Raw genomic sequence first — 25826 nt, 5'->3', positions numbered from 1 at the left:
TCGTCTACGCCACCTCGCGGTCCGGCGCGGATGCCTGCTCGCGGGCCATCGTCGTTGCGGTGACATAATCGGTCTTGCCGGTGCCGAGCAGCGGCACCTTGTCGACCACCATGATGGTTGCGGGAACGGTCAGCTCGGACGCGCCGATCGTCTTGGCCTGGGCCTGCATCGCACTGCGCTCGGCGTTCTTCTCCGTCGTCAGCAGCACGATGCGTTCGCCCTTGCGCGGGTCCGGGATCGACACCGCGACCGAAGCGGCCTGCGGCCACAGCGCCGTCGCGATGGCTTCGACCGCCGACAGCGAGACCATTTCGCCCGCGATCTTGGCAAAGCGCTTGGCGCGGCCCTTGATGGTGATGAAGCCGGCGGAGTCGATCGCCACGATGTCGCCGGTGTCGTGCCAGCCCTCGGGAAGCTTTTCGAGCACGCCGGGATTCTCGGCCCGCAAGTAGCCGAGCATCACGTTCGGCCCACGCACCGAGAGGCGTCCGCCTTCCTCGATGCCGGGAACCGGATCGAGGCGGCTTTCCATCAGCGGCGAGAGCCGGCCGACGGTGCCGGGACGGTTGGCCATCGGCGTGTTCATCGCCAGCACCGGCGCCGTCTCGGTGACGCCGTAGCCTTCGAGGATGCGGATGCCGTAGCGCTCCATGAACACCTGGCGCGTGCGGTCCTTCACCGCCTCGGCGCCGGCGATCACGAGGCGCAGGGTGCGGAAGTCGTAGGCATGCGCCGAGCGGGCATAGCCGGTGAGGAACGTGTCGGTGCCGAACAGGATGGTGGCGCCGGTCTGGTAGATCAGCTCGGGCACAATGCGGTAGTGCAGCGGCGAGGGGTACATGTAGATCGGAATGCCCGCGAGCATCGGCATCATCATTCCGCCCGTCAGGCCGAATGAGTGGAACACCGGAAGCACGTTGAACACCTTGTCATTGGCGTTGGCGTCGACCCGCGCCAGCGCCTGCGCCGCGTTGGCGAGGATGTTGCGGTGGGAGAGCACCACACCCTTGGGCGTGCCTTCCGAGCCCGACGTGAACAGCACGACGGCCGGATCGTTGGCCTGGCGGGCGACGCGCGGCGCGGTGCCCGCGAGCAGGCCCTTGATCTTGTCGGCCAGCCCGATCGAGGCGCGGACGTCCTCGAGATAGACGACGCGCGCCTCCGCGGAGATCGCGGCCATCAGCTTGTCGAGCTTGCCCTTCTCGATGAAGGCCTTCGAGGTCAGCACGGTCTTGACCTGTGCGGCCTTCATGGCGGCGAGGACGTTGACCGGGCCGGCCGAGAAGTTGAGCATTGCCGGGACGCGGCCGATGCTTTGCAGCGCCATGAAGACCACGGCGACGCCCGCCGAGTTCGGCAGCAGCACGCCGACATTCTCGCCGGCCGCGGTGCCCGTCTCGAGCTTGCGGCTCAAAACCTGCGCGCCGAGGATCAGCTTGCGATAGGTCAGCTTGGTGCCGAGCGCATCCTCGATGATGACCTTGCCGGTGTCGCGGTCGCGATAGGCGTGCCCAAGCGCTTCGAACAGGGTGTGATCGAGCATGGCGTTCTTGACCATCGCATCGATCATCACGTCCTGGAGCGCGGCGCCGGCGGCATTGCGGCGCGCCTTGCCCTTGAGCGCTTCATCGACCGGAAGCTTGACCGGCGGCAGGATGGTGACCGTCACGCGCGGAAACCACGAGCGCTTGATCTGGCTGGAGTTGAGATAGCTGAGATGCGAGCGCTGCGCACCTTCGATGCGGACCGGCACGACCACGGCGTCGGCCTTGTCCGCGATCATCGCGGTGCCGTCATAGACCTTCATCAGCGAGCCGGAGACGGTGATGCGTCCTTCCGGGAAGATGACGACAGGCTCGCCCGCGGCGACGAGCTTGATCAGATCGCGCGCGGCCAGCGGCTTGGTCGGGTCCATGGTGTAGTGCTTGACCACGCGCAGGAACGGCTTGGCCCACCAGGCCTTGGCAATGCCGGTATCGACCGCAAAACTTGCCTCGATCGGCAGCACGGCGTGCAGCAGCGGGCCGTCGATCAGGCTGACATGGTTGGGCGCGATCAGCATGCGCGTGCCCGGAGGCGGCAGGTTCTCGAGGCCACGCACCTCGGTGCGGAAGAGGGCGCGGAACAAAAGTCCGCCGGCATCGCGCACGCCTTCCTTGCCCCATTTCGTCAGCACGAACCACACCGCGCCGAAGCTGGCGAGGCCGAGGCCGAAGAAGATCCAGCCGACATGCAGTCCGCCCGCCTGCAGCAGCGCGACGAACAGCGAGCCGATCACCATGAAGGCAGCCTGCAGCACGTTGCCGGCGGCGATGATGCGCGCGCGCTCGGAGGGGACCGACCAAGCCTGGACCGCAGCGAAGGAGGGGACCACGAACAGGCCGCCGCCGAATGCGAAGGCGACGAAGTCGGCCAGCATGCGCAGGCCAGCAAACGAGGTCGCGAAATCGACCGCGGTGATGTCCTGGCCCTTGGTGGTCACACCGATGGCCCAGGCGAGATCAAGGCCGGCAAAGCCCATGATGATGGCGCCGATCGGCACCAGCGCGAGATTGGGGCGGACGTGGCTCAGGCTTGCGGCGAACAGCGAGCCGATGGCGATGCCGATCGCGAAGATCGCAAGGCACAGCGTCACCACGCCCTCGGTGCCGCCGACCACTTCCTTGATCAGCGCCGGCAGCAGCGACAGCACGATGGCGCCGACCAGCCAGAACCAGGAGACGATCACGGTGCCGTCCCACAGACGGTGGTCGGCATAGAGCGTCTTCAGCAGGCTGAGCGTCGAGGTCCAGGGATTGGCGTCAACGGGCAGGTCGGGCGCGGAGGGCGTTGTCTGCGGAATGCGGGAGGCGAAAGCCCAGGACAGCAGGGCCAGCACGACCACGGCGGAGGCGACCCAGCCCATATGCGCGGAGCCGGCGACGAACTGGCCGCCGGCGACGGTGCCGAGCAGAATGGCCATGAAGGTCGCGCCTTCGACCAGCGCGTTGCCGGTCGCGAGTTCGCCGAGCTCGAGCTGGTCCGGCAGCATGGCGTATTTCACCGGGCCGAACAGGGCGGCGATGGTGCCGAACAGCGCGAGCGCTGCGAACAGCAGCGGCACCGAATGCAGGAAGAAGCCGGCGGCGGCGAAGGCTGCGGCAAAAATCTCGGCGAATTTGAGCCGGCGTGCGACGACGGACTTGACGTATTTGTCGGCGAGCTGGCCGCCGAGCCCGGACAGGATGAAGTAGGGGAAGATGAAGACGGCGCCTGCCACCGTCACCAGCGCATCGCCATGGCCGGTCGCGGCGCTGTAAAGCAGGATGATGACGAGTGCGTTCTTGAGCACGTTGTCATTGAGCGCCGAAAAGAATTGCGCCCAGAACAGCGGCGCGAAGCGGCGTGACGACATCAATTCCCTGATCATGACTAGTCCTGTTTTGGAAAGGCAGCCTGAGGTTGATACGTTGGCGGTGAAAGTGTCACGACCGGAAGGGCATGGGACGAACGATTGCAGAGTGGCTGTTGTCGTCGGTCTGCTCTGTCCCCCTGGTCCCTCTGATCCTGTTGGTCTCCAAATGGTCTTGTTTGGTTCGCAAATTTCCTGACGCGGCCGCGTCAGCTTTGGGCGGAAGGGCCGCTCCGACCGGGATATGCGACGGGCCGTGAGCAAAAACTGAACCGCACCGGTGAGGCCCGCGACATCGGCTGCGAATGTCGGCAAATGGTAAGCCCTTCATTGCGGCCTTTCCTTGCATTCGAGCCGTTTCGCGGGGCGCGTCTAGGTGAGATGGGCGAGATGGCGAAAGGGCGACAGGCGGCCAAGCAGGCTGAACCGGCGGCCGTCGCGGCCACGGTTGGCCCGCCACATCCGGAAGGTCGCGCGCCGCTCGGCGAGCACGCCGGCAATGTCGCAGGCATTGGCGATGCGATCGATCGGCGCCATCACGAACTTGAGGGCAGCCCGGCCGAGGCCGGTCACGAGGGCTGCGGCGTCATCGACGAAGGTGGCGGCGATATCAACAGCGAGGGTTTGCATTTTGCAGGTCTCCGGGTTAAGTTGAACAATGTTCACATTGGTAGCTTGAAAATGAACAATGTTCAAGAAGAATCGCTGCGGGACCAGAAAAAAAATCGGCGCCGCGTCCAGATCCTCGAGATCGCCCGTGGCATAATTGCCTCTAAGGGCTTGAGATCACTCAAGGTTCGGGACGTCGCGGAGGCCGCCGGCTGCTCGGTCGGCAGCGTCTATAACGAGTTCGGCGACTTCGACGGGGTGATCCTGACCGTTAACCGGGAGACCGTTCAGGCGCTCACGGCCCGGCTGCGCGGGGTTCCGGCCGAGGATCCCATTCGCCAGCTCTACGGGCTTGCCGAGACCTATCTCGAATTCTTTGCCGAGCACGCCAATCTGCTGCGGTCGCTGTTCGAGCACCGGATGGAGGACGACCGCCCCTATCCCGACGACATCCTTCAGATGGTGATGGACGCCTTCGCGCTGATGCACGCGCCCCTGGTGCGGGTGCTACCGGATGCGGACGACGTGAAGATCGCGCTGCTGTCGCGCACCCTGTTCTCCGCGGTGCACGGCATCATCTCGCTCGGCCTCGAGGAGCGCATGGTGGCCGTGCCGCCCCAGATGCTGCGCCAGCAGATCGAACAGTTCATCGACGCGCATCTGGCCGGTCTCGGAATTCGGCCGGTCGGCGCACGGCAATCTCGATGAGGCGCCGCCCCTACCAGGCGTATCGCAGGCTCGCAGTGCCGGAGTAGGTCGTGCTGCGCGCCGCGAACTCGCCGTCGAACTTGGCGGATAGCGTGACGCCGTTCGAAAACTTCAACTCGGCACCGGCGGACGCGAGTGCGGCGTCTTTTGCCGGCGTCGCGCCATTGACGATGAAGCTCGCGCCAGGTAGCGCCTGGAATGCAGCGACGAGCGTCGGATCGCTGACCCAATCATGCGCCCAGGCCGCGCGACCGCGCAACGTGAGGACCGCATTCGGCGCGACCAGTGTCGCGCGATCGAAACGCGCGCCAACCTCGCTCCGTGTGTCGGAGGCGGTGCGTCCCTGATAGGTCAGACCGAAGCCGCTGCCGGCCGGATCAGTCTCGGTGTAAGTCGGCATGCGAAAAGCCTGCGCCTGCGCTGCAGCGTATGGCGTGAAGCCGCCGATCGGCGTGGCGAAGCGATAGCCGCCCTCGATGCGGCCACCGACGGTTTGTGCGTCGAACTTCGCGGTGAGCTGATTGCCGAACGGTGCGAGCCGATCGGTCGACATCCAATGATTGGCCACGGCGAGAGAGGCAGCGAAATAGGCCGGCCCGTTGCGTACGGCGGTGTAGACGCCGGCCTGCATCGCCTCGCTCTTGCCGCCGCCGATCGCCTGCGCGAGGTCCCATTTGGTGCCGCCACCCGAGAGCGCGAAGCCGACCAGCGCGTCGCGGCTGAAATGATAATCGGCGCCGGCCGCGACGCCGCCGGCGCGCGCGTTGAGGTCGTGGCTGCCGATCACAACGGGATCGCCGCTAGTGCGGTTGGTGCCGCCGAACGCGGTGCCCCAGGCCGACCAGCGCTCGGCAAAGGCCGGCGCTTTCGCGGCCGGCATGCCCAAGGCCTTGTTGTAGGCGAGGGCAACGGCTTCCGGCAGTGCGGGACGCTCGGGGCTGAAGCCGAATGCCGTGCCGCCCGCATCGACGAGGCCGCTGCCGCGGCCATCGACGAATGGATCGAGCATCAGGCCGAGGAACTGGCCCGTGAACTGGAAGGCACCCTGTCGTGCGCCGGTCGCAGCTTCCCCTGAGAGCTGGTCCAGATTGTAACGAAGCTGCGCATCGCTGAGACCCGCGAACGAGGACAGGAAAGGCAGGTTCGGGCCGAACGCGCTCAGCGCGCCAGCCACGGCCTTCTGGTTCTGCGTCTGGGCCAGGGAGAGGAACGCAGCGTCATTGTAGTTGAGCGTCAGGAGGACGGCGAACCCGTCATAGCTGAGAGCGGAGGTGAAGAACTGTGGATTGTATCCGCTGAGCGTCACGCCGGAGAAAGCGCCGGTGAGGCCGGTCGTCGTGGTCAGGATCGTATATTGCGTCGATGCGCCGTAAGCGCCCGCAAGCGTGGTGACGGCGACCGTGCCGCCGCTCAGCGTCGCGGTCACCGCAGCGATCTTGTCGGATTGTCCGGCCGCGTTGACCGAGATCGCATAGGTCGAACCGGCGTTGAATGTGGCATTGCCGTAGCTCGTGAGCGAACCGAAATTGCCGGGTGCGACCCTGCCGCCCGACAGCACGACGAGATCGCCAACATTGCCGTTGCCGCCAAGGGTGCCGCCGCTGCTGACCGTCGTCACAACATTAGGCATTGCGCCGTCGACGATGAGGGTACCGGCCTGGACGTTCATGATCGCTGTGTCCGTCGTCGAGCCGGTCAGTGTCCAGGTGGAGCTGCCGGTCTTTTCCAGCGCCTCGAATTCCCGGAACTGACCGGCCGAGCCGAATATGCTGAGATTGAACGCTGCGTTGGTGGCCCCGCCCAAGCGGAGCGTGTCCGTTCCGCTGCCGCCCAGGACCCACCCGGTGATGCCCGATCCGGCACGCATCTCGAACACGTCGTTGCCTCCCTTGAGGTCGGCAGCCGTGCTGACGCCACCGCTGCTGATCGTGCCTGAGTTGATGATGGTGTCCTGATTGGCCGAGCCGATGATTGCCGTGCCCGAGGCACTCGATATCGTGCCGGCATTGTTGATGATATTGCCGTCGGCTGCGCCGCTGAGATCGACGGCCGCGACATTGATGGCATGGACAAAGCCGCTCGACAGGATACTCGCCTGATTATTCGCCGACCCGGCGCCGATGCTGATGCCGATGGCTCCGGTAAAGCCGTTTCCGACCGTACCTCCGATTGCGATGACGTTGTTGCTCGAATTGGCCAGAGCTAGCCCCGACGTGCCGAGGCTCGATGACCCAACGATAGCGCCGGCGTCCACGGTGATGGTATTGCCGCCACCGCCGATCACTGCGATGCCGTCGCTGTTGGCGGACGTAACCGTTGCGTTGTTGAAGACCTTGATGGCGCTATTTGATGCCGCTTCGAAGACAATGCTCGCAAAGGTGGGATCGTTCAGGGACGTCGCGGTGCCGTCGCCGATGTTGACGGTCACACCGCTGACCACGGGTGCCGTCTTGACCTGGGTGTTGCCCGCCCCGGTGCAGGTGATCGAATCGCCTGACTGAAGCGTCGTCTGAGAACCGCTTCCGCTAATCACACAGGCCGCTGCAGCGGGGGCGGTAAACCAGGTCAGCGTGCTAGCCGTGGCAAGAGCACTGATTGCGGTGCTCACAAGAAACGCAGGCCGCCGATACGCCTTCGCGCGAGGGACATCCGGTGGGGTGAACGAAGCATTCCAAGGCACCTGCGAATTCCTTTTATCGTTCGGGTCGGACGGAATCCGGCCGCAACGCTGGGCAGTTGCCATGCTTAGTGGTGGAGATCCCGGCCTTCTTGGACCAGCGCGCAAAGCGATGTGTCGAAATGCGAAAGAGGCGACCTTTCCGGAAAAATGTGGCCAGGGCGCCACAACGGGGCCGTCCCGCAGCGTTTGCCCCTCATGCCAGGCCTGATCAGGGCGCCATTACGTATGGCTTGGAACGCACTCGGCCTGATCTCACGTGTCCGAGCGGCGGGTCCTCGTGCCTGACGAGATGCAGCGGCTCGCGGGCGGCCTTCAACCTCGTGCCGCGACGGCCTCGCGCGCCCGGGCTGCAACGACGACGACGTCCGGTCTCACGCTGTCGACCTGAACCCGGTTGCGGCCCTTTTCCTTGGCGCGGTAGCAGGCGGCATCCGCACGGCGCATCGCCTCCTCGAGCGTGGTATCCCGGTCGGCGATGCAGGTGACGCCGACGCTGGCCGTCACCGCGAAGCAGCGATCGTCCCAGGCGAAGTTGAACAGCTCGAGCGATCGCCGCAGGCGTTCGGCGATATCGACGGTGTTCGACGGCGAGCACTGCGGCAGGATCAGGCCGAACTCGTCGCCGCCGAGCCGGGCCACCAAATCGTGCGGCCGCCGGTCCTGTTGCAGGAGGCCGGAGACCTGGCAGAGCAGGCGGTCGCCCGCGAGATGGCCGCAGCTGTCGTTGACGTTCTTGAACTGGTCGAGGTCGAGCAGGATCAGCCCCAGCGGACCTGCCGCGACCTTGTCCAACTCGCCCTGCAGGCGCGCCTCGAAGGCGCGGCGGTTGGAAAGGCCTGTCAGCCAGTCGTGCGATGCCTGCCAGGCGAGGCGCTCCTTCTCGGCATGGAGTGCATCTTCGAAGGCCTGTCGTTGCAGCACCAGTCGTCGCGTGTGCCAGATCAGGAGCAGGATCAGGGTCGCGGCGGTCGCGATGTTGATGCAGGTGAGCGTCACCTTGATGGCGCGGGAGCCTTCGCCGAGCACAGTGGAGAAGCGCTTGGCATGCACCGTGAATTGGGTGTTGAGCTCCGAGAGCCGCGCCGACAGGAATTGCAGGCGGCCGTTGTCCTGAACGGGCCCCTTCGCCAGTTCGGACCGGATGACCTCGCCGAAGACGCTCAGCTCCAGCAGCATGGGATCGGTGGCGGCCCACTCGCGGATCGCTTCCTGGAGAAAGCTGACGCCATTGAAGTAGCGAAACAGCCAGATCAATCCCGGAACGTCATCAGGATGGTTGCCGCCTTGCAGGAAGCCGATGCGGGCGGCCTCGACGTCGACCGGATCGCGCTCGAGCGCCCAGCGTGCGAACTCGTCGCCGATGGGAACGGCGAGCGAGGCCTGATATTGCGCGAACTGGCGCGGCTCGCCCGAATGCAGATAGAGATTGAGGAAATAGACCGCGTTCTTCTGCGAGCGCGACCATAGCGCTTCGCCCGCGACATAGGCGCGGACCGATGACATCACCTCGAGGCTGAATCCCGCAATTGTCGCCTGGAGCACAACGACCATCACGAAAGGCGAGACGAGCTTGATGACGTGAAGGAAGCTGCGCCCCTTCATCGACGACGCTGTTCTGCGAAACACCCTGCGTTCCCCAAATCGCTCAACGACCCCCAGTGGAGCGTTGCGCCTGCAACGCCAAGTAGAGGAGAAGGTTGCTTAACCCCGGCTGAAAACAGCGCAGGACCGCATCGCAGGGTGAAGACGTCGTGAAGTGGATGGACGGAGATCGCTTCAAATGCCGAGAAAGCGGAACTGACGCGGTGTCGGCGAGCCAATGCCGCGCATTCGTCGTCTGCGGTTTACCCGATCGAGAGAATTGCTAGACCAGCACCGGCTTGCGTACGCGGCCGGCGTCGCCGAACACGCGCAGATAACGCTCGATCTCCGAGGGCAGGCCGGTTGCCTTCTCCGGATTGTCGGAGAGCTTGACGGCCGGATGGCCGTCGACCGAGGACACCTTGCAGACCAGCGAGATCGGATCGAGATCGAACGAGCCGTCCGGGGTGCAGCCGACGAAGTCGTTGGTGAGATTGGTGCCCCAGCCGAAGGAGAGCCGCACCCGGCCGGTGAAATGGTGATAGGTCTCCTCGATCGAGCCGACATCCATCGCGTCGGAAAAGACGAGCAGCTTGTCCCTTGGGTTGCGGCCCTTCTTCTCCCACCAGGCGATGATCTCCTCGCCGGCCTGGATCGGCGGCGCGCTGTCGGGGCGGAAGCCGGTCCAGTCGGCGACCCATTCCGGCGCATCGCGCAGGAAAGCCTTGGTGCCGAAGGCATCGGGCAGCGCGATCAGCAGGTTGCCGCCATAGGTCTGCCGCCACTGGTCGAGGATGCGATAGGGCGCCCAGCGCAACTCCTCGTCGTCCTTGGCGAGCGCAGCGGCGACCATCGGCAGCTCATGCGCGTTGGTGCCGATCGCTTCGAGATCGTTGTCCATCGCGAGCAGCACATTGGACGTGCCGATGAAAGAGGGCCCGAGGCCTTCCTTCACCGCCTCGACGCACCAGCGCTGCCAGAGGAAGCCGTGGCGGCGGCGGGTGCCGAAGTCGGAGAGCCGCAAGTTCTCCAGCTTGCGCAGCCGCTCGACCTTGGTCCACAGCTTGGCCTTGGCGCGGGCATAGAGCACGTCGAGCTCGAAGCGGCCGCGGCCCTTCATCGCCGCGCGCGAGCGCAGCTCGTTCAGGATCGCGAGCGCCGGAATCTCCCACATCGAGGTGTGGGTCCACGGTCCGTGGAAGTGCAATTCGTATTGGCCGTCGACCTTGCGCAACTCGTACTCGGGAAGGCGGAATTCGGCGAGCCAGCGGATGAAATCCGCCGAGAACATGTGGGTCTTGCCGTAGAACGTGTTACCGGCCAGCCAGATCAGCTCTTTCTTGGTGAAGCGGATGGTGCGGGCGTGGTCGAGCTGGGCGCGCAGCTCGCCCTCGTCGATGATCTCGGCGAGCCGCACATGGCGCGAGCGGTTGATGACCGAGAAGGTCACCCGCTGATCCGGGTAATCTTCCCGAATCATCTGCAACATCAATAGCTTGTAGAAGTCGGTATCAAGCAGGCTGCGGATGATGGGATCCAGCCGCCAGCTGTGATTGTAGGTCCGGCTCGCAATGTCGGTCACTGTCATGGGGCAATTCTAGCGTGCCCATCGCGAGGCAACCAGTGGGTTCCGCGAGGGGCAGGCTTCCGCGAATTCGGAGCGGGAGCTCAGTCTCCGGCTGCGGTCGTTGCGACGGTTTCGAGCTGGCTTCGAATCCAGCGATGCGCCGGGTCCTTCTGGTAGCGCTGGTGCCAGACCATGAACATCGGCAGCTCGGCCAGCGTCCGTGTGCGCGACGCCAATGGAATGCGCGTTTGCGCGAAGCCGCCCATCACGCCGGACGCGAGCAGGCTCGGCATGCTCGCGAGCATCTGCGAGCCGCGCAGGAACGAAGGCACGCCGGAAAAGCTCGGCACCGAGATCGCGATGTCGCGGTGGAATCCATTGGCGGCCAGGCGGCGGTCGAAGTCGAGCCGCTCGTTGTCGGTATAGACGACGGTGATGTGGCGCGCCGCGAGATAGGCATTGCGGTCGGAAGGCGCCGCGCGCGCCTTGGGATCGTAGTAGCAGACGTAGTGATCGCTGAGCAGCCGCTTCTGCACGATGTCGACGCCGGACGGCGGCAGCGGCGTGATCATGAGATCGCAGCGGTTTTCGCGCAGCATGGCGGGCGAGGGGGATTGCGAGGGGATGACGCGCAGGTTCAGGCTCTTCACCTGGCCGGCGACATGATCGAAGAAGCGCGGCAGCAGAAGGTCGCGCTGGAAGTCGTTGGCGGCGATCGTCAGCGACAGCTGCGCCCGCGCCGGCGCGAAGCTGACGCCGCCGGCGAAGCTGCGCATCTCGTCGATCAGCGCACGCGCCTTCGCCGCGAGGGCTTGCGCGTGCGCTGTGGCGACGATGCCGCGCCCGGACTTGGCGAACAGCGGATCGCCCGCGATCCGCCGCAGCTTGTTCAGGCCGTGGCTGACGGCGGATTGCGTCAGGCCGAGCCGTGTCGCAGCCGCCGTCACCGAGCCTTCCTCCAGCACCGCGAGGAACAATTCGAGGGCGTGGCCGTCGAGGGCCAAATGATCGATTTCTTTCATGGAATTCATTATAATCGATCTATTTATCTTGAGAATAGGTGGCGGCATTATCGTTCAATAAGCCGCGCACCCGGACCCCGGGACGCCCAAGGGAGAGACAACGCCGATGAATGCCCAGGCGCCAGCCTTGCAGGATCCCCGCCTCAACCGCCCCGAGCCGTTCGCGTCGCCGCTCGGCGATGGCGGCTTCTTCCAGCGCGACCGTTCCATCCATCCGCCGGCGCACGCGCCCGGCTACAAATCCTCGGTGCTGCGCTCCCCGCGCCAGGCGCTGTTGTCGCTGGAGAACTCGGTCTCGGAGATCACCGGGCCGGTGTTCGGCCACAACGATCTCGGTCCGCTCGACAACGACCTGATCCGCAACTACGCCAAGGACGGCGATCCCGTCGGCGAACGCATCATCGTGCACGGCCGCGTACTGGACGAGACCGGCCGGGGCGTTCCGAACACGCTGGTCGAATTCTGGCAGGCCAATGCCGGCGGCCGCTACCGGCACAAGAAGGACACGTATCTGGCGCCGGTCGATCCGAACTTCGGCGGCTGCGGCCGCGCGCTGACCGATGACACCGGCTATTATTATTTCCGCACCGTGAAGCCGGGTCCCTATCCCTGGCGCAACTACGTCAACAGCTGGCGCCCCGCCCACATCCACTTCTCGGTGTTCGGCTCGGGCTTTGCGCAGCGGCTGATCACCCAGATGTATTTCGAGGGCGATCCCCTGATCCCGGTCTGCCCGATCCTGACGACGATTCCGGACAAGGATGCGCTCGACCGTCTGGTCGCGCCGCTCGACCTCAACGCCTCGACGCCGTTCGACTCGCTCGCCTATCGCTTCGACATCGTCCTGCGCGGCCAGCGCTCCACCTATTTCGAAAATCGCACCGCGGGGAACTAAGTCCATGCCGCAGCCGCTCAACTATCTCAAGGAAACCGCCTCGCAGACCGCCGGGCCCTACGTCCATATCGGCCTGATCCCGGCCATGGCCGGCTTCGACATCTTCGAGAAGAACTTTTCCAACGTGCTGGTGACGCCGAACACCAAGGGCGAACGCATCACGCTGGAAGGCAGGGTGCTCGACGGCAGCGGTACGCCGCTGCGCGACGTGCTGCTGGAAATCTGGCAGGCCAATGCGGCCGGCCGCTACAACCATCCGGCGGATCGCTCGACCGGCGCGCTGGAACAGGAGTTTCGCGGCTGGGGCCGCGCCGGCTCCGACTTCGACAGCGGCCTCGTCACCTTCGAGACCATCAAGCCCGGCGCGATCACCGACAAGACGGGGCACAAATGCGCGCCGCACGTCAATGTCTGGATCGTCGCGCGCGGAATCAATATCGGTCTCAACACGCGGCTCTATTTCTCGGACGAAGAGGCCGCCAATGCCGCCGATCCCGTGCTCAACCTGATCGAGCAGCCGGCGCGCCGCAAGACGTTGATCGCGACGCGCAGCGAGCGCGCCGGCAAGGTCGTGTATTCCTTCACGATCAACTTGCAGGGGCCGGAGGAGACGGTGTTCTTCGACGTGTGAGGATCCGGCGGTCGTCGCGCAGGGTCACTCGACCCGGTCGTCGCGTTTGACCGTTCCGCGCGCGAGGAATTGCGGTGGCTGCCGCACCTCGCGCGATGCCGGGCGGTCGACCGGATCGCGCCCCACCTTTTGTTTCAGCTCAGCCAAATCGATAAAGACGTCCGCCTGCCGGCGCAGGTCGTCGGCGATCATGGGCGGCTGAGTGGAGAGTGTGGAGACGACTGTCACGCGGACACCGCGGCGTTGCAGGCTTTCCACCAGCGAACGAAAATCCCCATCGCCCGAGAACAACACGATCTGATCGACGTGTTCGGCAAGTTCCATCGCGCTCACGGCGAGATCGACATCCATGCTGCCCTTCACCTTGCGGCGGCCGGTAGTGGCGTCGACGAACTCCTTGGTGAGCTTGGTGACGACGGTGTATCCGTTGTAATCGAGCCAATCGATCAACGGACGAATTGACGAGAACTCCTGATCCTCGACGACGGTCGTGTAGTAGAAGGCGCGCAGCAGCGTGCCCCGGCTTTGAAACTCGCTGAGCAGGCGCCTGTAGTCGATGTCGAAGCCGAGCGCCTTGGAGGTGGCATAGAGATTGGAGCCATCGATAAAGAGTGCGATCTTCCCAATTGAAGACATTATGCACAAATCTCCAGTTCCGCACGAAGCCAGCCGGTCTCGCCGCCAAGGCACGGTGTATCGGCGGCAAAACACCGAAGGCGCCGATGGCCAGCTAAAAAAGCGGCGCAGACGACCGGACAGGGGTGGCCGTCTTGCGCCGAGGTTATGGAGGTCCCAATGCCACCAGCGCCAGGGCGCCGAATGCAGCCACGCTAGGGCGAGCGCATTCCCTGCTCAATTGTACTGAGGTTAAGGGCCTCTATCCAAAGGATAGCACCCCATATACGAAGGTAAGTGGGGCGCGCCGGCAACCAGCGCGCTTGCAGTGTTGCCTCCGACCATCAGCGCGCGTGGTCCTTCATCCGATGGGTCAGCCTTCGTCGTCATGAAGCTGCGCGCGAAAGGCACGCGGCGACAGTCCTGTGGCGGCCGCATAGACCCGGCTGAAATAGGCGGGGTCCTCGAAGCCGAGCGCGTAGGCGATCGTCGAGACCGGCAGGTTGGTGTAGACGAGGTTGCGCCGCGCCTCGCGGATCAGCCGGTTGAGGATCAGGTGCGAGGCGGTGTCGCCCGTTGCCGCCCGCGTCACGCGGTTGAGATGGGTCGGCGTGATCGACAGCGCGTCCGCGTAATCCGCAACGCTCCAGCGCTCCAGATGATGCTGTTCGAGCAGCGCCTCGAAGCGGCGGAACAGGCCGCTTTCCGCCGTGCCGTTGCCGCCGCTCCCGCTGGTGAGCGCGCGGGCCACGAGACCGATCATGGCTGCGGACAATGCACGCAGCACATGGGCGCGGCCGTAGTCGCGTCCCGCGTGCTCGGCGAAGATCTGCTTCATGGTGGCCCGGATCTGCGGCGTGCCGCGCACCACGCCCGATTGCGACAGGACTCCGCGCAGGCCTTCGGCCGCGAGCAGCGCCTCGTCCAGGATCTCGGCGGCGATGGTCAATACCCAGCCCTGGGTATCCGGCTCGAAGCGGAAGCCGTGGACGTGTCCGACCGGCACGTTGACGATCTGCATCGGCTTCAAGGGCACGACCCGGCCGTCGAGCGTCGCCTCGCCGCCGCCGCGCTCGATCAGCAGCACCTGGTGCAGCCGGGCATGGCGGTGCACCGCCAGCGTCCAGTCATGCAGCACAGAGCGGGACGCAATGGTCTCGCAATGCACGACGTCGGGCAGATCGCCCGATTCACCGAACAGATTGTAGACCCGGATCGCCGGGGCAGGGGCGGTGCTTCTCATGTTCGAATAGTACAAGACAATGGCGAAACCCTCCATCGGTTGGCAGCGCCAAATCTGCAAAAAAGTGCCGACGGGAGGACGCAAAAATGAAAGTTCAGGTCTGTATCATCGGCGGTGGGCCGTCCGGGCTGCTGCTGTCCCAGCTCCTTCATTTGAAGGGCATCGACACGATCGTGCTGGAGAAATACAGCCGCGATCATGTGCTCGCCCGGATCCGCGCCGGCGTGCTCGAGCACGGTTTTGCAAAACTGATGCGCGAGGCGCAATGCGGCGAGCGGATGGATCGCGAGGGCGAGATCCACAACGGGTTCGAGATTGCCCATGACGGCATGCTGTCCCATATCGATCTGCACAAGCATTCCGGCGGCAATTCGGTGCTGGTCTACGGCCAGACCGAGCTCACGCGCGATCTCTACGAGGCGCGCGACCGCTTTGGCGGCAAGGTCGTGCACAATGCCGAGGATGTGACGCCGCACGACCTGACCTCGGACCGGCCCTACGTGACGTACCGCTCGAACGGCGAGACGATCCGCGTCGATTGCGACTACGTCGTCGGCGCCGACGGCTTCCACGGCGTCAGCCGCAAGTCGATCCCGAAGGATGTGCTGCGCGAATACGAGAAGGTTTATCCGTTCGGCTGGCTCGGGGTGCTGTCGCGCACGAAGCCGGTGTCGCCCGAGCTGATCTATGTGAAGCACGAGCGCGGCTTTGCGCTCTGCTCCCTGCGTTCGCAGGTGCTCAGCCGCTACTACATCCAGGTGCCGTTGACCGACAAGGTGGAGGACTGGAGCGACGATGCGTTCTGGGCCGAGCTGAAGCGCCGTCTGCCGGACGACGTCGCAGGCCGCCTGATCACGGGGCCGTCGATCGAGAAGAGCATCGCTCCACTACGCAGCTTCGTCGCCGAGCCGATGAGCTATGGCCGCCTGTTCCTCGCCGGAGATGCCGCGCACATCGTGCCGCCGACCGGCGCGCGCGGACTGAACAGTGCGGCCTCCGACATCTACTACCTCTACCACGCCATGCTCGCGCACTATCAGCGCGGTGACGATTCCGGCCTCAAAGGCTATTCCGCCAAGGCACTGGCGCGGATCTGGAAGGCGCAGCGCTTCTCCTGGTGGATGACGATGATGCTGCATCGTTTCCCCGACCGGATCGAATATGAGGACCGGCTGCAACAGACGGAGCTGGACTATTTGCTCTCGTCGGAGACGGCCCAGCGGTTGCTTGCGGAGAACTATGTGGGCCTGCCGTTTTAGGCAGTCGCACCTTCACCCTCCCCTGGAGGGGAAGGTCGATCGCGCGAAGCGCGAGCGGGGTGATCTCTCCACGCGGGCAGCGTTCGAGGTGGAGAGAGCGTCACCCCACCCCGTCTCACACTTCGCTGCGCTCAATGTGAGCCGACCCTCCCCCTCCAGGGTCCCTCCAGGGGAGGGTAAGAAGAGGGCGCTACTTTCCTTCCAGCGTATTGACCGGTGTCCAGTCCGGCGGCGGCGGATTCTCCGTTAGCACTTTCGCTCGTTTCGCGAACAGGGCCGACGCAGGATCGATCTTCGCTACGCCGTCGAACGCATCGGCCGCCTTCGCAAACTCCCTTGCCCGCCAGCATGTCAGCCCTTCGGCATATGCCGCGGCCACCTTCGCCTGTTCCGCGCTCTCCGCGCCCCTCTCGGCCAGCGGCTCGAACACCCTGATCGCCTCGCCGCGGCCCATCACCCTGATCGCATCCAGCTCGCGCCAGGCGAATATGTCGCCGGTCTGCGCGACCGTCGCTTCCGAGGCCATGATCGCGGTGCCGTAATATTTGTTGGCACCTTCGAGCCTTGAGGCGACGTTCACGGTGTCGCTCATCACGGTGTAGTTGAAACGGCGGCGGGAGCCGATATTGCCGACCACGGCTTCGCCGCTGTTGAGCCCGATGCGGTGCGACAGGCCGTGGCCGGCGAAGGCGGGATTGCCGGCATTGAGCTCCGCCAGCTTCTCATGGCATTTCAGCGCCGCGCGGACGGCGTTGCGGGCGTGGGCAGGATCGTTCGCGGGTGCGCCGAACATGGCGACGATGGAATCGCCGATATATTTGTCGACGTAGCCGCCATGGCCCTCGATGATGTCGGTCATGGCGGAGAGATATTCGTTCATCAGCGTGACCAGCTCGCCCGGCGTCATCGTCTCCGCGATCGAGGAGAAGCCGCTGAGGTCGGAGAAGAACATGGTGACGTTGCGCATCTCGCCGCCGAGCGCCGGCATCTTGCCGGAGGCGACCATGGTCTCGATCACCTCGGGCGCGAGATAGAGCGCAAAACTCTTGCGCAGGAAGCGCTCGTCGCGATCGGCCAGCACGAAGCGATAGCCGATCATCATGGCGAGCGCTGCGAGACCGGCGAGCACGGGTTCGGTCAAGGGAAGCGCGATGGCATGCGCGAATGTGCTGACGGCGACAACAGCGTAGGCGATGGTGAGCGAAAGCCAGGTGATCGCTGCGCCGGTCGGAGCAAGCAGACAGGCGGCAAGAGCAACGATGGCGGCGAACAGAATTGTGAGGATCGGTCGCCACGGAGAGCCGAGCTCGGTGACGGCATCATGCTCGAGCAGATTCCGCACGACTGTGGCGTGGACGAAGACGCCGGCGACCGCGCTGCGGGCTTGTTGCGCGCTGCTCGCAGGCGCGGGCAGGGCGCATCGCGGCCCGGGTGTTCCATCATGTCCGGCAGCCAGGCGCATTGAGGTGAGCTTGCGGTCGTCGAAGGTGAGGATGCTGCCGAGCAGCACGATCTTGCCGTCGAAGGCGCGGCGGAAGAAGTCGGTGTCTCCCTTCTCGACACAGGCGCGCAAATCCGCGAAGGAATAGGTAGGGACGTCGCGGCCCATGCCGCGGAAATTGAGCGTGAGCGTGTTGGGGACCGCGCTCGGGATCGCGTAGCCGGATAGGTTTGTCACCCCGGCCGGCCCGGTCTCAGGCTTGGCGCCGAGTGCGCGCGCGGCGAGTTCGACGGCCATTGCAGGTACCGGTTGGCCCTCGATGGAAAAGCTCAACGGCATCCGCCGGATCACGTCGTCACTGTCGGTGTGGACGTTGAGGGCGCGGATATTGGATTTCACTGCGACCTGCTGTGCGCGATCGGGCCTGTCGGGATGGTCGTTGCTCAGAATTTCGCCGAGCACGAGCTTGCCGCCGTCGGAGAGCCGCCTGAGCGCAATCAGATAGTCCCGGTCAAATCCCCTTACACGGCTGCCGAACGACGCATCGCCAAAGGGAATTTCCGATTGCTCGATCGAGCTCGGAAAGATGACGTCGAATCCGATCACCTTGGCGCCGCCCTCGGTGATGCTGCCGAGCACGCGGCCGATCTCGCGCGTCCAGGTTTGGGTCGGCGATCCCTTGAAGGGCGGGGTGTCGTAGGTCTCCCCGTCGATCGCCACCACCACGACCGGCGACGTCGCGGGATCACGGCGGTCGCCAAGGATCTTGCCGCGCAGCGCCGTGAGGATGTCGAGAGAGAGACCTTGCAGCGTCTGAAGCGGTGGTGACGTGAAGACCGCGCCCGCAAGGAGCGCGATCAGGATCGCCGCAACGATGTCCCGCCTGCCGATCCGCCGCATCGCGCCTTCGCTAGGCCGCCTATTCGAGCCGCAGCAGGCGGCCGACGATCGGCGTCGGCGACGACGTGGCGCTGGCATCGACCTGGAAGGCGTAGCGCTTGGCGCCGAGGATGGCGAGATAGCTGCCGCCGGGGGTCAGCGACTTCCCGGCCTTGGCGAAGTCATAGAACTTGCCGCCAACCATGACCTCATTCTTCAGCGGTACGCTGATCGTGGGTTCCTTGCCATCGGTGCGCTCGATCACCAGCGTGCTGCCGCTCTTGGCCTGCACCAGCGGGGCGGTGCCGTAGAGCGTCGGCAGCTTGGCCGGGGCGCCCTTGCCATCCGATCGCATCGTGCGGAAGGTGGTCGCGGCACTCTGGTTGGCCTCGCGCTCGGACAGTTTTGCCGCATTGGTATCGCAGGGGACCTTTTCCCGCTTGACCTCGCCGAGCTGCACCGTGCTCTGCTCGGCGCCGACCAGCACGACGCCTTCGCTGATGGTTTCGCGCTGGCACGACTTGAGATAGCTGAGCGTGATGCTCGCCTTGGGCCCGAGCTTGATGATCTTACCGGGCGCCACGTAGTCCATGAACGCGATGCCGTCGACTTTGCCCTGGACGTCCTCGACGATCGCGGCCGGGGTCTCCGCCAGCGCGGGGGTCGCAACACAGAACGCGCCGACAACGGCGCCGATCAGACTTCTCATGGGTATTCTCATCCAATTCGACCGATGCTGTGCCGGTCCTGCCCTGATCCGATGCTTAGCAGCGGCGCGCCCAGGCAAATGTGACCGGAATCACTCTTTATTGTTGGTGCCACTCTAGCAGGAACAGGTTCAACCCGGCGACCGGAGAAAGCAGAGCCGCGGCAAGCTGTTGCCGGGATGGATAACGTCAGCCGGCCGGGACGGCCTCGGCCGAACGGTCTTCAGTGTGACGGCTCTCCGCTGGGCTCTCTTTCATGGGAACGAGCGGGGCCTCGGTCTTCTGGAATGGCGTCGCGTGCTGCCCGGCGGCGATCTTCACGACCTCGTCCCAGCGCGACAGAAAGGCCTCGACGCAGGCGGGATCGAACTGCCGTCCCGCGTTCTCGATCAGGTAGTTGCGCGCCATCTCGAGCGGCATCGGCTCCTTATATGGCCGCCGCGTCGTCAGCGCGTCGAACACGTCGGCGACCGCGACCACGCGTGCGGGAACCGGGATCTCGTCCGTCTTGAGGCCGTTCGGATAGCCCGCGCCGTCCCAGCGCTCGTGATGGCCTGCGGCAATTTGTGCGCCGAGCTGGATCAGCTCGCAGCTGGAGTCCGCCAGGATCCGTTCGCCGATCCTGGCGTGGGTGCGGATCACCGCCATCTCCTCGTCGGTCAGCTTGCCGGCCTTGAGCAGGATCTTGTCGGGAATGGCGACCTTGCCGACGTCATGCAGGGGCGCGGCAAGATAGATGTCGCGGCAGAGCCGGGCCGGCAGGCCGAGCTGCTCGGCGATGATGCGGCTGTAGCGGGCGACCCGCAGCGTGTGCTCGCCGGTATCGTTGTCGCGATATTCGACCGCGAGCGCGAGCCGCAGAATGATCTCCTCCTCGCGCTCGCCGAGCTTTTGTGTCGCGGCTGCGACTTCGCTGGCCAGATGCGCGGCGCGGTCATTGAGCTTGCGCACGGCTGCACCAAGCTGAATCAAATTCCGCAGGCGAACCGTCATCTCGACGCTCTGCGGCGCCTTGGGCAGGAAATCGGTTGCACCCGCCTGCAGCGCTTCCATCTTCACGTCGTCGGTCTGCCGCGACGTGATCATCGCGATCGGAATGTCGGCGCAGCCGGGGAGAGTGCGGAGCGTGCGGATGAAGCTGATGCCGTCCATGTGCGGCATCTCGTAATCGACCAGCACGAGGTCGAACACGCGCTCCCGCGCGCAGACCAGCGCGTCCACGGGATCGAGGAAGGTGGTGGCCTCGACCAGACCTTCGGCCTCGATGTGCCGTTTCAGGAAGTTGAGGACGGAGCGACTGTCGTCAACCAGAAGCGCTTGGGTCAGCATCGGCGGCCGGGCTTGTTCGGATGGCGAGGCATGACCTCAACAACTAGCCTTTGCGATTTAACGCGAAGCAAACGTTTCGCCGGCGGCAAGCTGCCTCATGACTGCGCGCGGCGCATGAGATTTGAGCGGGCCATGCACGTCTGCATGCATGCGCGAAGTTCTTCGAATTGTGACCCGTAGTTGTACGGAGTCCTTCGTTAGGGGTTTGCTCATTCGATTCACGTCAAACGTGTATCGGAATTTTGCAAAGGCGGGGTAGCGATGGCGCTCAATCCGACGGAGCCGAAATGGTCGCTGCGGTTGCCCGCCGATTGCAGCATCGCGGCCATTCGTAACGTCTATGACCTCATTCGCGAGGCGTTCGGCCGCCAGGAGCGGCTCGAGATCGATTGTTCCAGCGTCGACAAGGCTGACGTGACCTCGATCCAGCTTCTGCTGTCCACCGCCAAGACAGGCGAGGCCCAGGGCCGCCCGGTGGTGCTCACCTCATTCTCCCAGTCTCTGCGCAATACCTTGCGCCGCGCCGGCTTCGCCAGCGAGGCGATGATCGATCAGCATTTCCCGCAAAAGAAAGATGGCGCCTGATGGCCACGATTCTCACGGTCGACGATTCCCCCAGCATTCGGCAGATGATCAAGGTCGTGCTCGAGCCGGCCGGTCACAGCGTCATCGAAGCCGGTGACGGCGCGCAAGGGCTCGCCAAGGCCCAGGCCAGCAAGCTCGATCTCGTCATCACCGACCTCAACATGCCCGTCATGAACGGGCTCGAGCTGATCCGGGCGCTGCGCAAGCTGCCGAGCGCCGTCGGCATGCCCATCGTGTTCCTGACCACCGAATCCAACGATGCGGTGAAGCAGGAAGCCAAGAGCGCCGGCGCCACCGGCTGGATCACCAAACCTTTCAAGCCGGAGCAGTTGCTCGCCGTCGTCGGCAAGCTGGTGCGCGCATGAGCGCGATGGACCCGACCGAGGTCTTCCGCCAGGAAGCCAGCGAGCTGTTCGAGGTCCTGGAAGGGGCCCTGCTCGATCTCGGTCAGCGTCCCGACGACCGCGAGTTGGTCGATTCCGCCTTCCGCGCCCTGCATACGATCAAGGGTTCGGGCGCCATGTTCGGCTTCGACAAGGTCGCCTCCTTCACCCACGAATTCGAGACCGCCTTCGATCGCGTCCGCAAGGGCGAGATCAAGCCGACGCAGGAGCTGATCTCGGTCGCGCTCGCCGCCAAGGATTACATCCGCGCGCTGATCGAGGATCCCCAGTCGACCGACGATATCATAGGCGAAGCCATCCTCGACGACCTCAGGCGCTTCGTGTCGGCGGATCAGCCCGCAGCTCCGGTTGCCGCGATCGCGGAAGCGCCACCGCTGGCGCCGGCCGAGAGCAAGCAGGCCGGCTGGCATCTTTATCTGGAATTCGAATCGCACATCCTGCGCAACGGCTCGAACCCGCTCGATCTGCTGGAAGATCTCTGCAAGCTCGGCCCCTGCTTCGTCGTGCCTGTTACCGACGGCATCCCGTTCCTCGACGAGATGGAGCCGGAAGACTGCTATCTGAAATGGGACGTCAAGCTGCACGCGGCCTGCGACAAGGACGCGATCGACGACGTCTTCATGTTCGTCCAGGACGAGATGAAGCTGACGCTTTCGCCGCTCGAGCAGGTCGAAGCGCTCGCGCCGTTACCGCTATTCCAGCTGCTCGACGAGGAGCCGGCCCCGGTGGCCGAGATGCCTGTGCCCGCGATCGAGGTTGTTGCGGCGCCGGTCGCCGAACAGCCGGTCGCGAAGGCGGAGCCGAAACCCGAAGCCAGGCCGGAGCCGAAGCCCGAGGCCAAGCGCGAAGAGCGCGGCATCGCCACCGTCCGCGTCCAGGCCGAGCGCCTCGACGAGCTGATGGACCGGGTCGGCGAGCTCGTCATTGCCCAGGCGCGGCTGAGCCAGCTCGCCGCCTCCGGCTCCGATCTCTCGATCAAGATGATCGCCGAGGAGATCGAGCGCCTCGCTTCTTCTTTGCGCGACACCACGATGGGCGCCCGCATGGTGCCGATCGGCTCGCTGTTCGGCCGCTTCCGTCGCCTCGTGCACGACCTGTCGCGCGATCTGTCGAAGCCGGTCGAGTTCGTCACCTCGGGCGAGGATACCGAGCTCGACAAGACCATGATCGAGTGCCTCGCCGATCCCCTGGTGCATTTGATCCGCAACGCCATCGACCACGGCATCGAGGACACCGCAACCCGCGCTGCCAACGGCAAGACCGAGCAGGGCCGGATCGAGCTCGCCGCCGTTCATTCCGGCGCGCAGGTGCTCGTCACCGTGAAGGACAATGGCGGCGGCCTCAACACTGCGCGCATCCGTGCCAAGGCGGAAGAGCAGGGCCTGATCGCCGCCGGTGCCGTGCTGAGCGATCACGAGATCCACCAGTTCCTGTTCCACCCGGGCTTCTCGACCGCGCAGACGATCTCGGCGCTGTCGGGCCGGGGCGTCGGCATGGACGTGGTCAAGCGCACCATCGAGAACATGCGCGGCTCGATCGACCTGTCGACCAGGCCGGGCCAGGGCACGACCGTGACGCTACGCCTGCCGTTGACGCTCGCGATCATCGAAGGCCTCCTGATCCGCGTCGGCGAGGGCCGCTACATCATTCCGCTGTCGGCGGTGGAGGAATGCGTCGAGCTGACGGCCGAGGACGAGCGCTCGCGCGGCCGCAACTTCCTCAATGTTCGCGGCAACCTCGTGCCGTTCCTGCGCCTGCGTGAGCTTCTGACGGCCTCCGGTTCGCCCGACAAGCACCAGAAGACGATCATCATCTCGACCGGCGAGACCCGCGTCGGTCTCGTCGCCGACCAGATCATCGGCAACCACCAGACCGTGATCAAGTCGCTCTCCAAGCTGCATTCCGACGTCACGATCTTCTCCGGCGCGACGATCCTCGGTGACGGCACGGCGGCCTTGATCCTCGACGTCGCCCAGCTCGTCACGCTGGCGCAGTCGAAGGTCGAGAAGCAGCACATCAGCGAGGCGGCGTGATGAACGATAGCTTGGCCGGAGAGCATCGGACGGGTGCGATGCAGGTCGTGATGATCGGGCTCGGCGAGGAGAAGTTCGCGCTCGACGCCGGCCTCGTGCGCGAGATCATCGATCCCGTCCCCGTGACCAAGGTCGCCGGCGCCCGGGCCTTCGTTCCCAGCGTGATCAACGTGCGTGGCAACGTCATTCCGCTGGCGGATTTGCGCATCCGCTTCGGCATGCCGCAGCTCGACGACTCCGCCGACACGCGCATTGTCGTCATCGAGCTCGAGCTCGACGGCGAGCCTGTTCTGGTCGGCGTCACCGCCGACAAGGTCTACGAGGTCACCGAGATTTCGCAGACCGACGTGCAGCAGACACCGCGCGTCGGCATGCACTGGAAGCCGGAGTTCATTCGCTGCATCGCCAAATGGCGTGAAGAGTTCGTCATCGTTCCGAACATGGAACGCATTCTGAATTGAAATGAGGTCCCGTGGGCGGGACTTGGACTGGGGTCAGGGGCTGGAAATGAGATTTACGGTCAAAGCAAAGCTTGCCAGTGCGTTCGGCCTGGTCATTGTTCTGTCCATGGTCGCCGGCGGCGTCGCCTACATGAAGCTCGGCGACATGATGGCGACCGCTGACAGCATGGTACTGCGCTCAACTCGGATGGAGAAGGCGACGCAGATCGAGAAGAACATTCTGCTTCAGCTCCGGGCGGAGAAGAACTCAATTCTCGGAACGGAAGCCCAAGCCGAACAGTTTGCCGCCGATGCCGCCAAGCTTCGCGAGGAAGCAACGAAGACCAAGGATGAGGTCTACGCGTTGGCGAGCGAAGCCGGCAGGAAGCTGCTCGACGGCTTCGCGGTGGCATACGCAAAGATGAATGCGTACCAGGAAGAGACGTTCAGGCTGGCAAAAACCGACAAGGCGAAGGCTGTTGAACGCTCGATGGGCGACGGCCGTAAGGTCGTTGCGGATGCGATGGAATCCATGGGCGCCTACGTCACCAACACCAAGAAACAGCTCGCAGAGCAGGCCGTCCAATCCAAGCAAGAGGGACACCAGGCGCAGTTCCTGCTGATGACGCTTCTCGGTGTGTCGCTGATGGTCGCGATCGGTGCCGCGTTATGGATTTCGATCTCGATCAGCCGTTCGCTCGGCCGCGCCGTCGGGCTTGCCGGCGCAGTGGCCACCGGCGATCTCAGCCAGACCATCCCCTCAGCGAGCAATGACGAGATCGGCGATCTCATCAAATCGCTGAACATGATGGTCGAAAGGCTCCAGCAGATCGTTCAGGAGGCCTTGACCGCGGCGCAGAACGTCTCCGCCGGCAGCCAGGAACTCTCCGCCAGCGCCGAGCAGCTCTCGCAGGGCGCGACCGAGCAGGCTTCGTCCGCCGAGGAAGCCTCCTCCTCGATGGAGGAGATGGCGTCGAACGTGAAGCAGAACGCCGACAACGCCAACCAGACCGAAAAGATCGCGGCGCAGTCGGCCAAGGATGCCGAGGCCAGCGGCCTCGCCGTCGGCCGCGCCGTCGAGGCGATGCAGACCATCGCGGAGAAGATCACCATCGTGCAGGAGATCGCGCGCCAGACCGATCTGCTCGCGCTCAACGCGGCGGTCGAGGCCGCGCGCGCCGGCGAGCACGGCAAGGGGTTTGCGGTGGTCGCTTCCGAAGTGCGCAAGCTCGCCGAGCGCAGCCAGGCCGCGGCTGCCGACATCGGCACGCTGTCGACGGAGAGCGTGAAGGTCGCGCAGGAAGCAGGCCACATGCTGTCCAAGCTGGTGCCCGACATCAAGAAGACCGCCGCACTGGTCCAGGAGATCACTGCGGCCTGCCGCGAGCAGGATGTCGGCTCGGCGCAGATCAACCAGGCGATCCAGCAGCTCGACAAGGTCGGCCAGCAGAACGCCAGCGCCTCCGAGCAGGTGTCGTCGACCTCGGAGGAGCTCGCTTCGCAGGCCGAGCAGCTCCAATCGACCATCTCGTTCTTCCGCATCGAGCATGCCGGGCGTAGCGAGAGCGCCGCACCCGCGCCGATCGATCGCGCCGTCACCCAGCTGCGCGCCAAGGCGGCGCACATGGCGGCAGCGGATCGCGGTGCGAAGAAGCCCGCGCCCGTCCGCAAACCGGCCCGTGCGATGAAAGTCGCGGGCGGCGGCGGTTTCGCCTTCGATATGCATGACGGCGAAGACGACCGCGACGCCGAGTTCCAACGCTGATCAACCGGTCCGGCTCGCGCCGGACCGTACTCGTTTTTAAAA

General features: G+C 64.9%; 19 protein-coding genes. 9 read left to right on the top strand and 10 right to left on the bottom strand.

Features of this window, described 5'->3' with window-relative positions:
- Positions 1-4 precede the first annotated feature (4 nt).
- A complete protein-coding gene (locus JQ603_RS34110; RefSeq protein ID WP_212346794.1) occupies positions 5-3409 on the bottom strand; it encodes an acyl-[ACP]--phospholipid O-acyltransferase in 3405 nt (1134 codons plus the stop codon).
- A 663-nt stretch (positions 3410-4072) separates the two neighbouring features.
- Here JQ603_RS34110 and JQ603_RS34105 point away from each other — a divergent pair.
- Positions 4073-4708 (top strand): TetR/AcrR family transcriptional regulator, encoded by a 636-nt coding sequence (locus JQ603_RS34105; protein WP_212347084.1) that lies wholly within the window; start codon positions 4073-4075, stop codon positions 4706-4708.
- Positions 4709-4718: 10 nt separating this feature from the next.
- Here the strand turns inward: JQ603_RS34105 and JQ603_RS34100 are convergent, their stop codons facing one another.
- The 4 genes from JQ603_RS34100 to JQ603_RS34085 all read right to left on the bottom strand — a co-directional run bounded on the left by JQ603_RS34100 (position 4719) and on the right by JQ603_RS34085 (position 11567).
- Positions 4719-7148 (bottom strand): autotransporter outer membrane beta-barrel domain-containing protein, encoded by a 2430-nt coding sequence (locus JQ603_RS34100; RefSeq protein ID WP_349630771.1) that lies wholly within the window; start codon positions 7146-7148, stop codon positions 4719-4721.
- Positions 7149-7700: 552 nt separating this feature from the next.
- Positions 7701-9014, bottom strand: coding sequence for a GGDEF domain-containing protein (locus JQ603_RS34095; protein ID WP_212346790.1), 1314 nt, complete (start codon positions 9012-9014; stop codon positions 7701-7703).
- 238 nt (positions 9015-9252) lie between these two features.
- Entirely contained in the window at positions 9253-10557 is a 1305-nt protein-coding gene (gene pncB / locus JQ603_RS34090) for a nicotinate phosphoribosyltransferase (RefSeq protein ID WP_212346788.1), read from the bottom strand.
- 80 nt (positions 10558-10637) lie between these two features.
- Positions 10638-11567: a LysR family transcriptional regulator gene (locus JQ603_RS34085; protein ID WP_212346787.1), complete on the bottom strand. Its 930-nt coding sequence runs from the start codon at positions 11565-11567 to the stop codon at positions 10638-10640.
- Positions 11568-11664: 97 nt separating this feature from the next.
- Here JQ603_RS34085 and pcaH point away from each other — a divergent pair, with 97 nt between their 5' ends.
- Positions 11665-12453 carry a protocatechuate 3,4-dioxygenase subunit beta gene (gene pcaH, locus JQ603_RS34080; RefSeq protein ID WP_212346785.1) on the top strand — a complete coding sequence of 263 codons (789 nt, stop codon included), beginning with the start codon at positions 11665-11667 and terminating at the stop codon, positions 12451-12453.
- A 4-nt stretch (positions 12454-12457) separates the two neighbouring features.
- Entirely contained in the window at positions 12458-13084 is a 627-nt protein-coding gene (gene pcaG, locus JQ603_RS34075) for a protocatechuate 3,4-dioxygenase subunit alpha (RefSeq protein ID WP_212346783.1), read from the top strand.
- A gap of 24 nt (positions 13085-13108) precedes the next feature.
- Here pcaG and JQ603_RS34070 read toward each other — a convergent pair whose 3' ends face one another.
- Both JQ603_RS34070 and JQ603_RS34065 read right to left on the bottom strand, forming a co-directional pair.
- Positions 13109-13720: an NYN domain-containing protein gene (locus JQ603_RS34070; protein ID WP_212346781.1), complete on the bottom strand. Its 612-nt coding sequence runs from the start codon at positions 13718-13720 to the stop codon at positions 13109-13111.
- Positions 13721-14072: 352 nt separating this feature from the next.
- Positions 14073-14978, bottom strand: coding sequence for a helix-turn-helix domain-containing protein (locus JQ603_RS34065; RefSeq protein ID WP_212346779.1), 906 nt, complete (start codon positions 14976-14978; stop codon positions 14073-14075).
- Between the two features lie 50 nt (positions 14979-15028).
- Here JQ603_RS34065 and pobA point away from each other — a divergent pair, with 50 nt between their 5' ends.
- On the top strand, positions 15029-16201 hold the full coding sequence (gene pobA / locus JQ603_RS34060; RefSeq protein ID WP_212346777.1) for a 4-hydroxybenzoate 3-monooxygenase: 1173 nt from the start codon (positions 15029-15031) through the stop codon (positions 16199-16201).
- Between the two features lie 190 nt (positions 16202-16391).
- Here pobA and JQ603_RS34055 read toward each other — a convergent pair whose 3' ends face one another.
- From JQ603_RS34055 to JQ603_RS34045, 3 genes are all read right to left on the bottom strand, one after another.
- Positions 16392-18542: an adenylate/guanylate cyclase domain-containing protein gene (locus tag JQ603_RS34055; RefSeq protein WP_212346774.1), complete on the bottom strand. Its 2151-nt coding sequence runs from the start codon at positions 18540-18542 to the stop codon at positions 16392-16394.
- Between the two features lie 19 nt (positions 18543-18561).
- A complete protein-coding gene (locus JQ603_RS34050) occupies positions 18562-19230 on the bottom strand; it encodes a hypothetical protein (RefSeq protein WP_212346771.1) in 669 nt (222 codons plus the stop codon).
- A 187-nt stretch (positions 19231-19417) separates the two neighbouring features.
- On the bottom strand, positions 19418-20557 hold the full coding sequence (locus tag JQ603_RS34045; protein WP_212346768.1) for an HD domain-containing phosphohydrolase: 1140 nt from the start codon (positions 20555-20557) through the stop codon (positions 19418-19420).
- Positions 20558-20818: 261 nt separating this feature from the next.
- Between JQ603_RS34045 and JQ603_RS34040 the strand changes: the two genes are divergently transcribed.
- From JQ603_RS34040 to JQ603_RS34020, 5 genes are read left to right on the top strand one after another with little or no spacing between them, the layout of a single operon-like run.
- A complete protein-coding gene (locus tag JQ603_RS34040; RefSeq protein WP_212346766.1) occupies positions 20819-21142 on the top strand; it encodes an STAS domain-containing protein in 324 nt (107 codons plus the stop codon).
- Entirely contained in the window at positions 21142-21507 is a 366-nt protein-coding gene (locus JQ603_RS34035; RefSeq protein ID WP_212346764.1) for a response regulator, read from the top strand. The genes JQ603_RS34040 and JQ603_RS34035 overlap by 1 nt, the downstream gene beginning before the upstream one ends.
- Positions 21504-23579, top strand: a complete 2076-nt coding sequence (locus JQ603_RS34030) for a chemotaxis protein CheA (protein ID WP_212346762.1) — start codon at positions 21504-21506, stop codon at positions 23577-23579. The genes JQ603_RS34035 and JQ603_RS34030 overlap by 4 nt, the downstream gene beginning before the upstream one ends.
- On the top strand, positions 23579-24040 hold the full coding sequence (locus JQ603_RS34025) for a chemotaxis protein CheW (protein ID WP_212346760.1): 462 nt from the start codon (positions 23579-23581) through the stop codon (positions 24038-24040). Before JQ603_RS34030 ends, JQ603_RS34025 begins: the two co-directional genes overlap by 1 nt.
- Positions 24041-24086: 46 nt before the next feature.
- The gene (locus JQ603_RS34020) at positions 24087-25784 is read left to right on the top strand and encodes a methyl-accepting chemotaxis protein (protein ID WP_212346758.1); all 1698 of its coding nucleotides are present in this window, start codon (positions 24087-24089) and stop codon (positions 25782-25784) included.
- The last annotated feature ends 42 nt before the right edge of the window (positions 25785-25826 follow it).

The sequence above is a fragment of the Bradyrhizobium liaoningense genome (assembly GCF_018130825.1).
Taxonomy (GTDB): domain Bacteria; phylum Pseudomonadota; class Alphaproteobacteria; order Rhizobiales; family Xanthobacteraceae; genus Bradyrhizobium; species Bradyrhizobium liaoningense_B.
The sequence above is the reverse complement of the archived record's forward strand: the minus strand, read 5'-3'. Positions and strand labels throughout refer to the sequence as shown.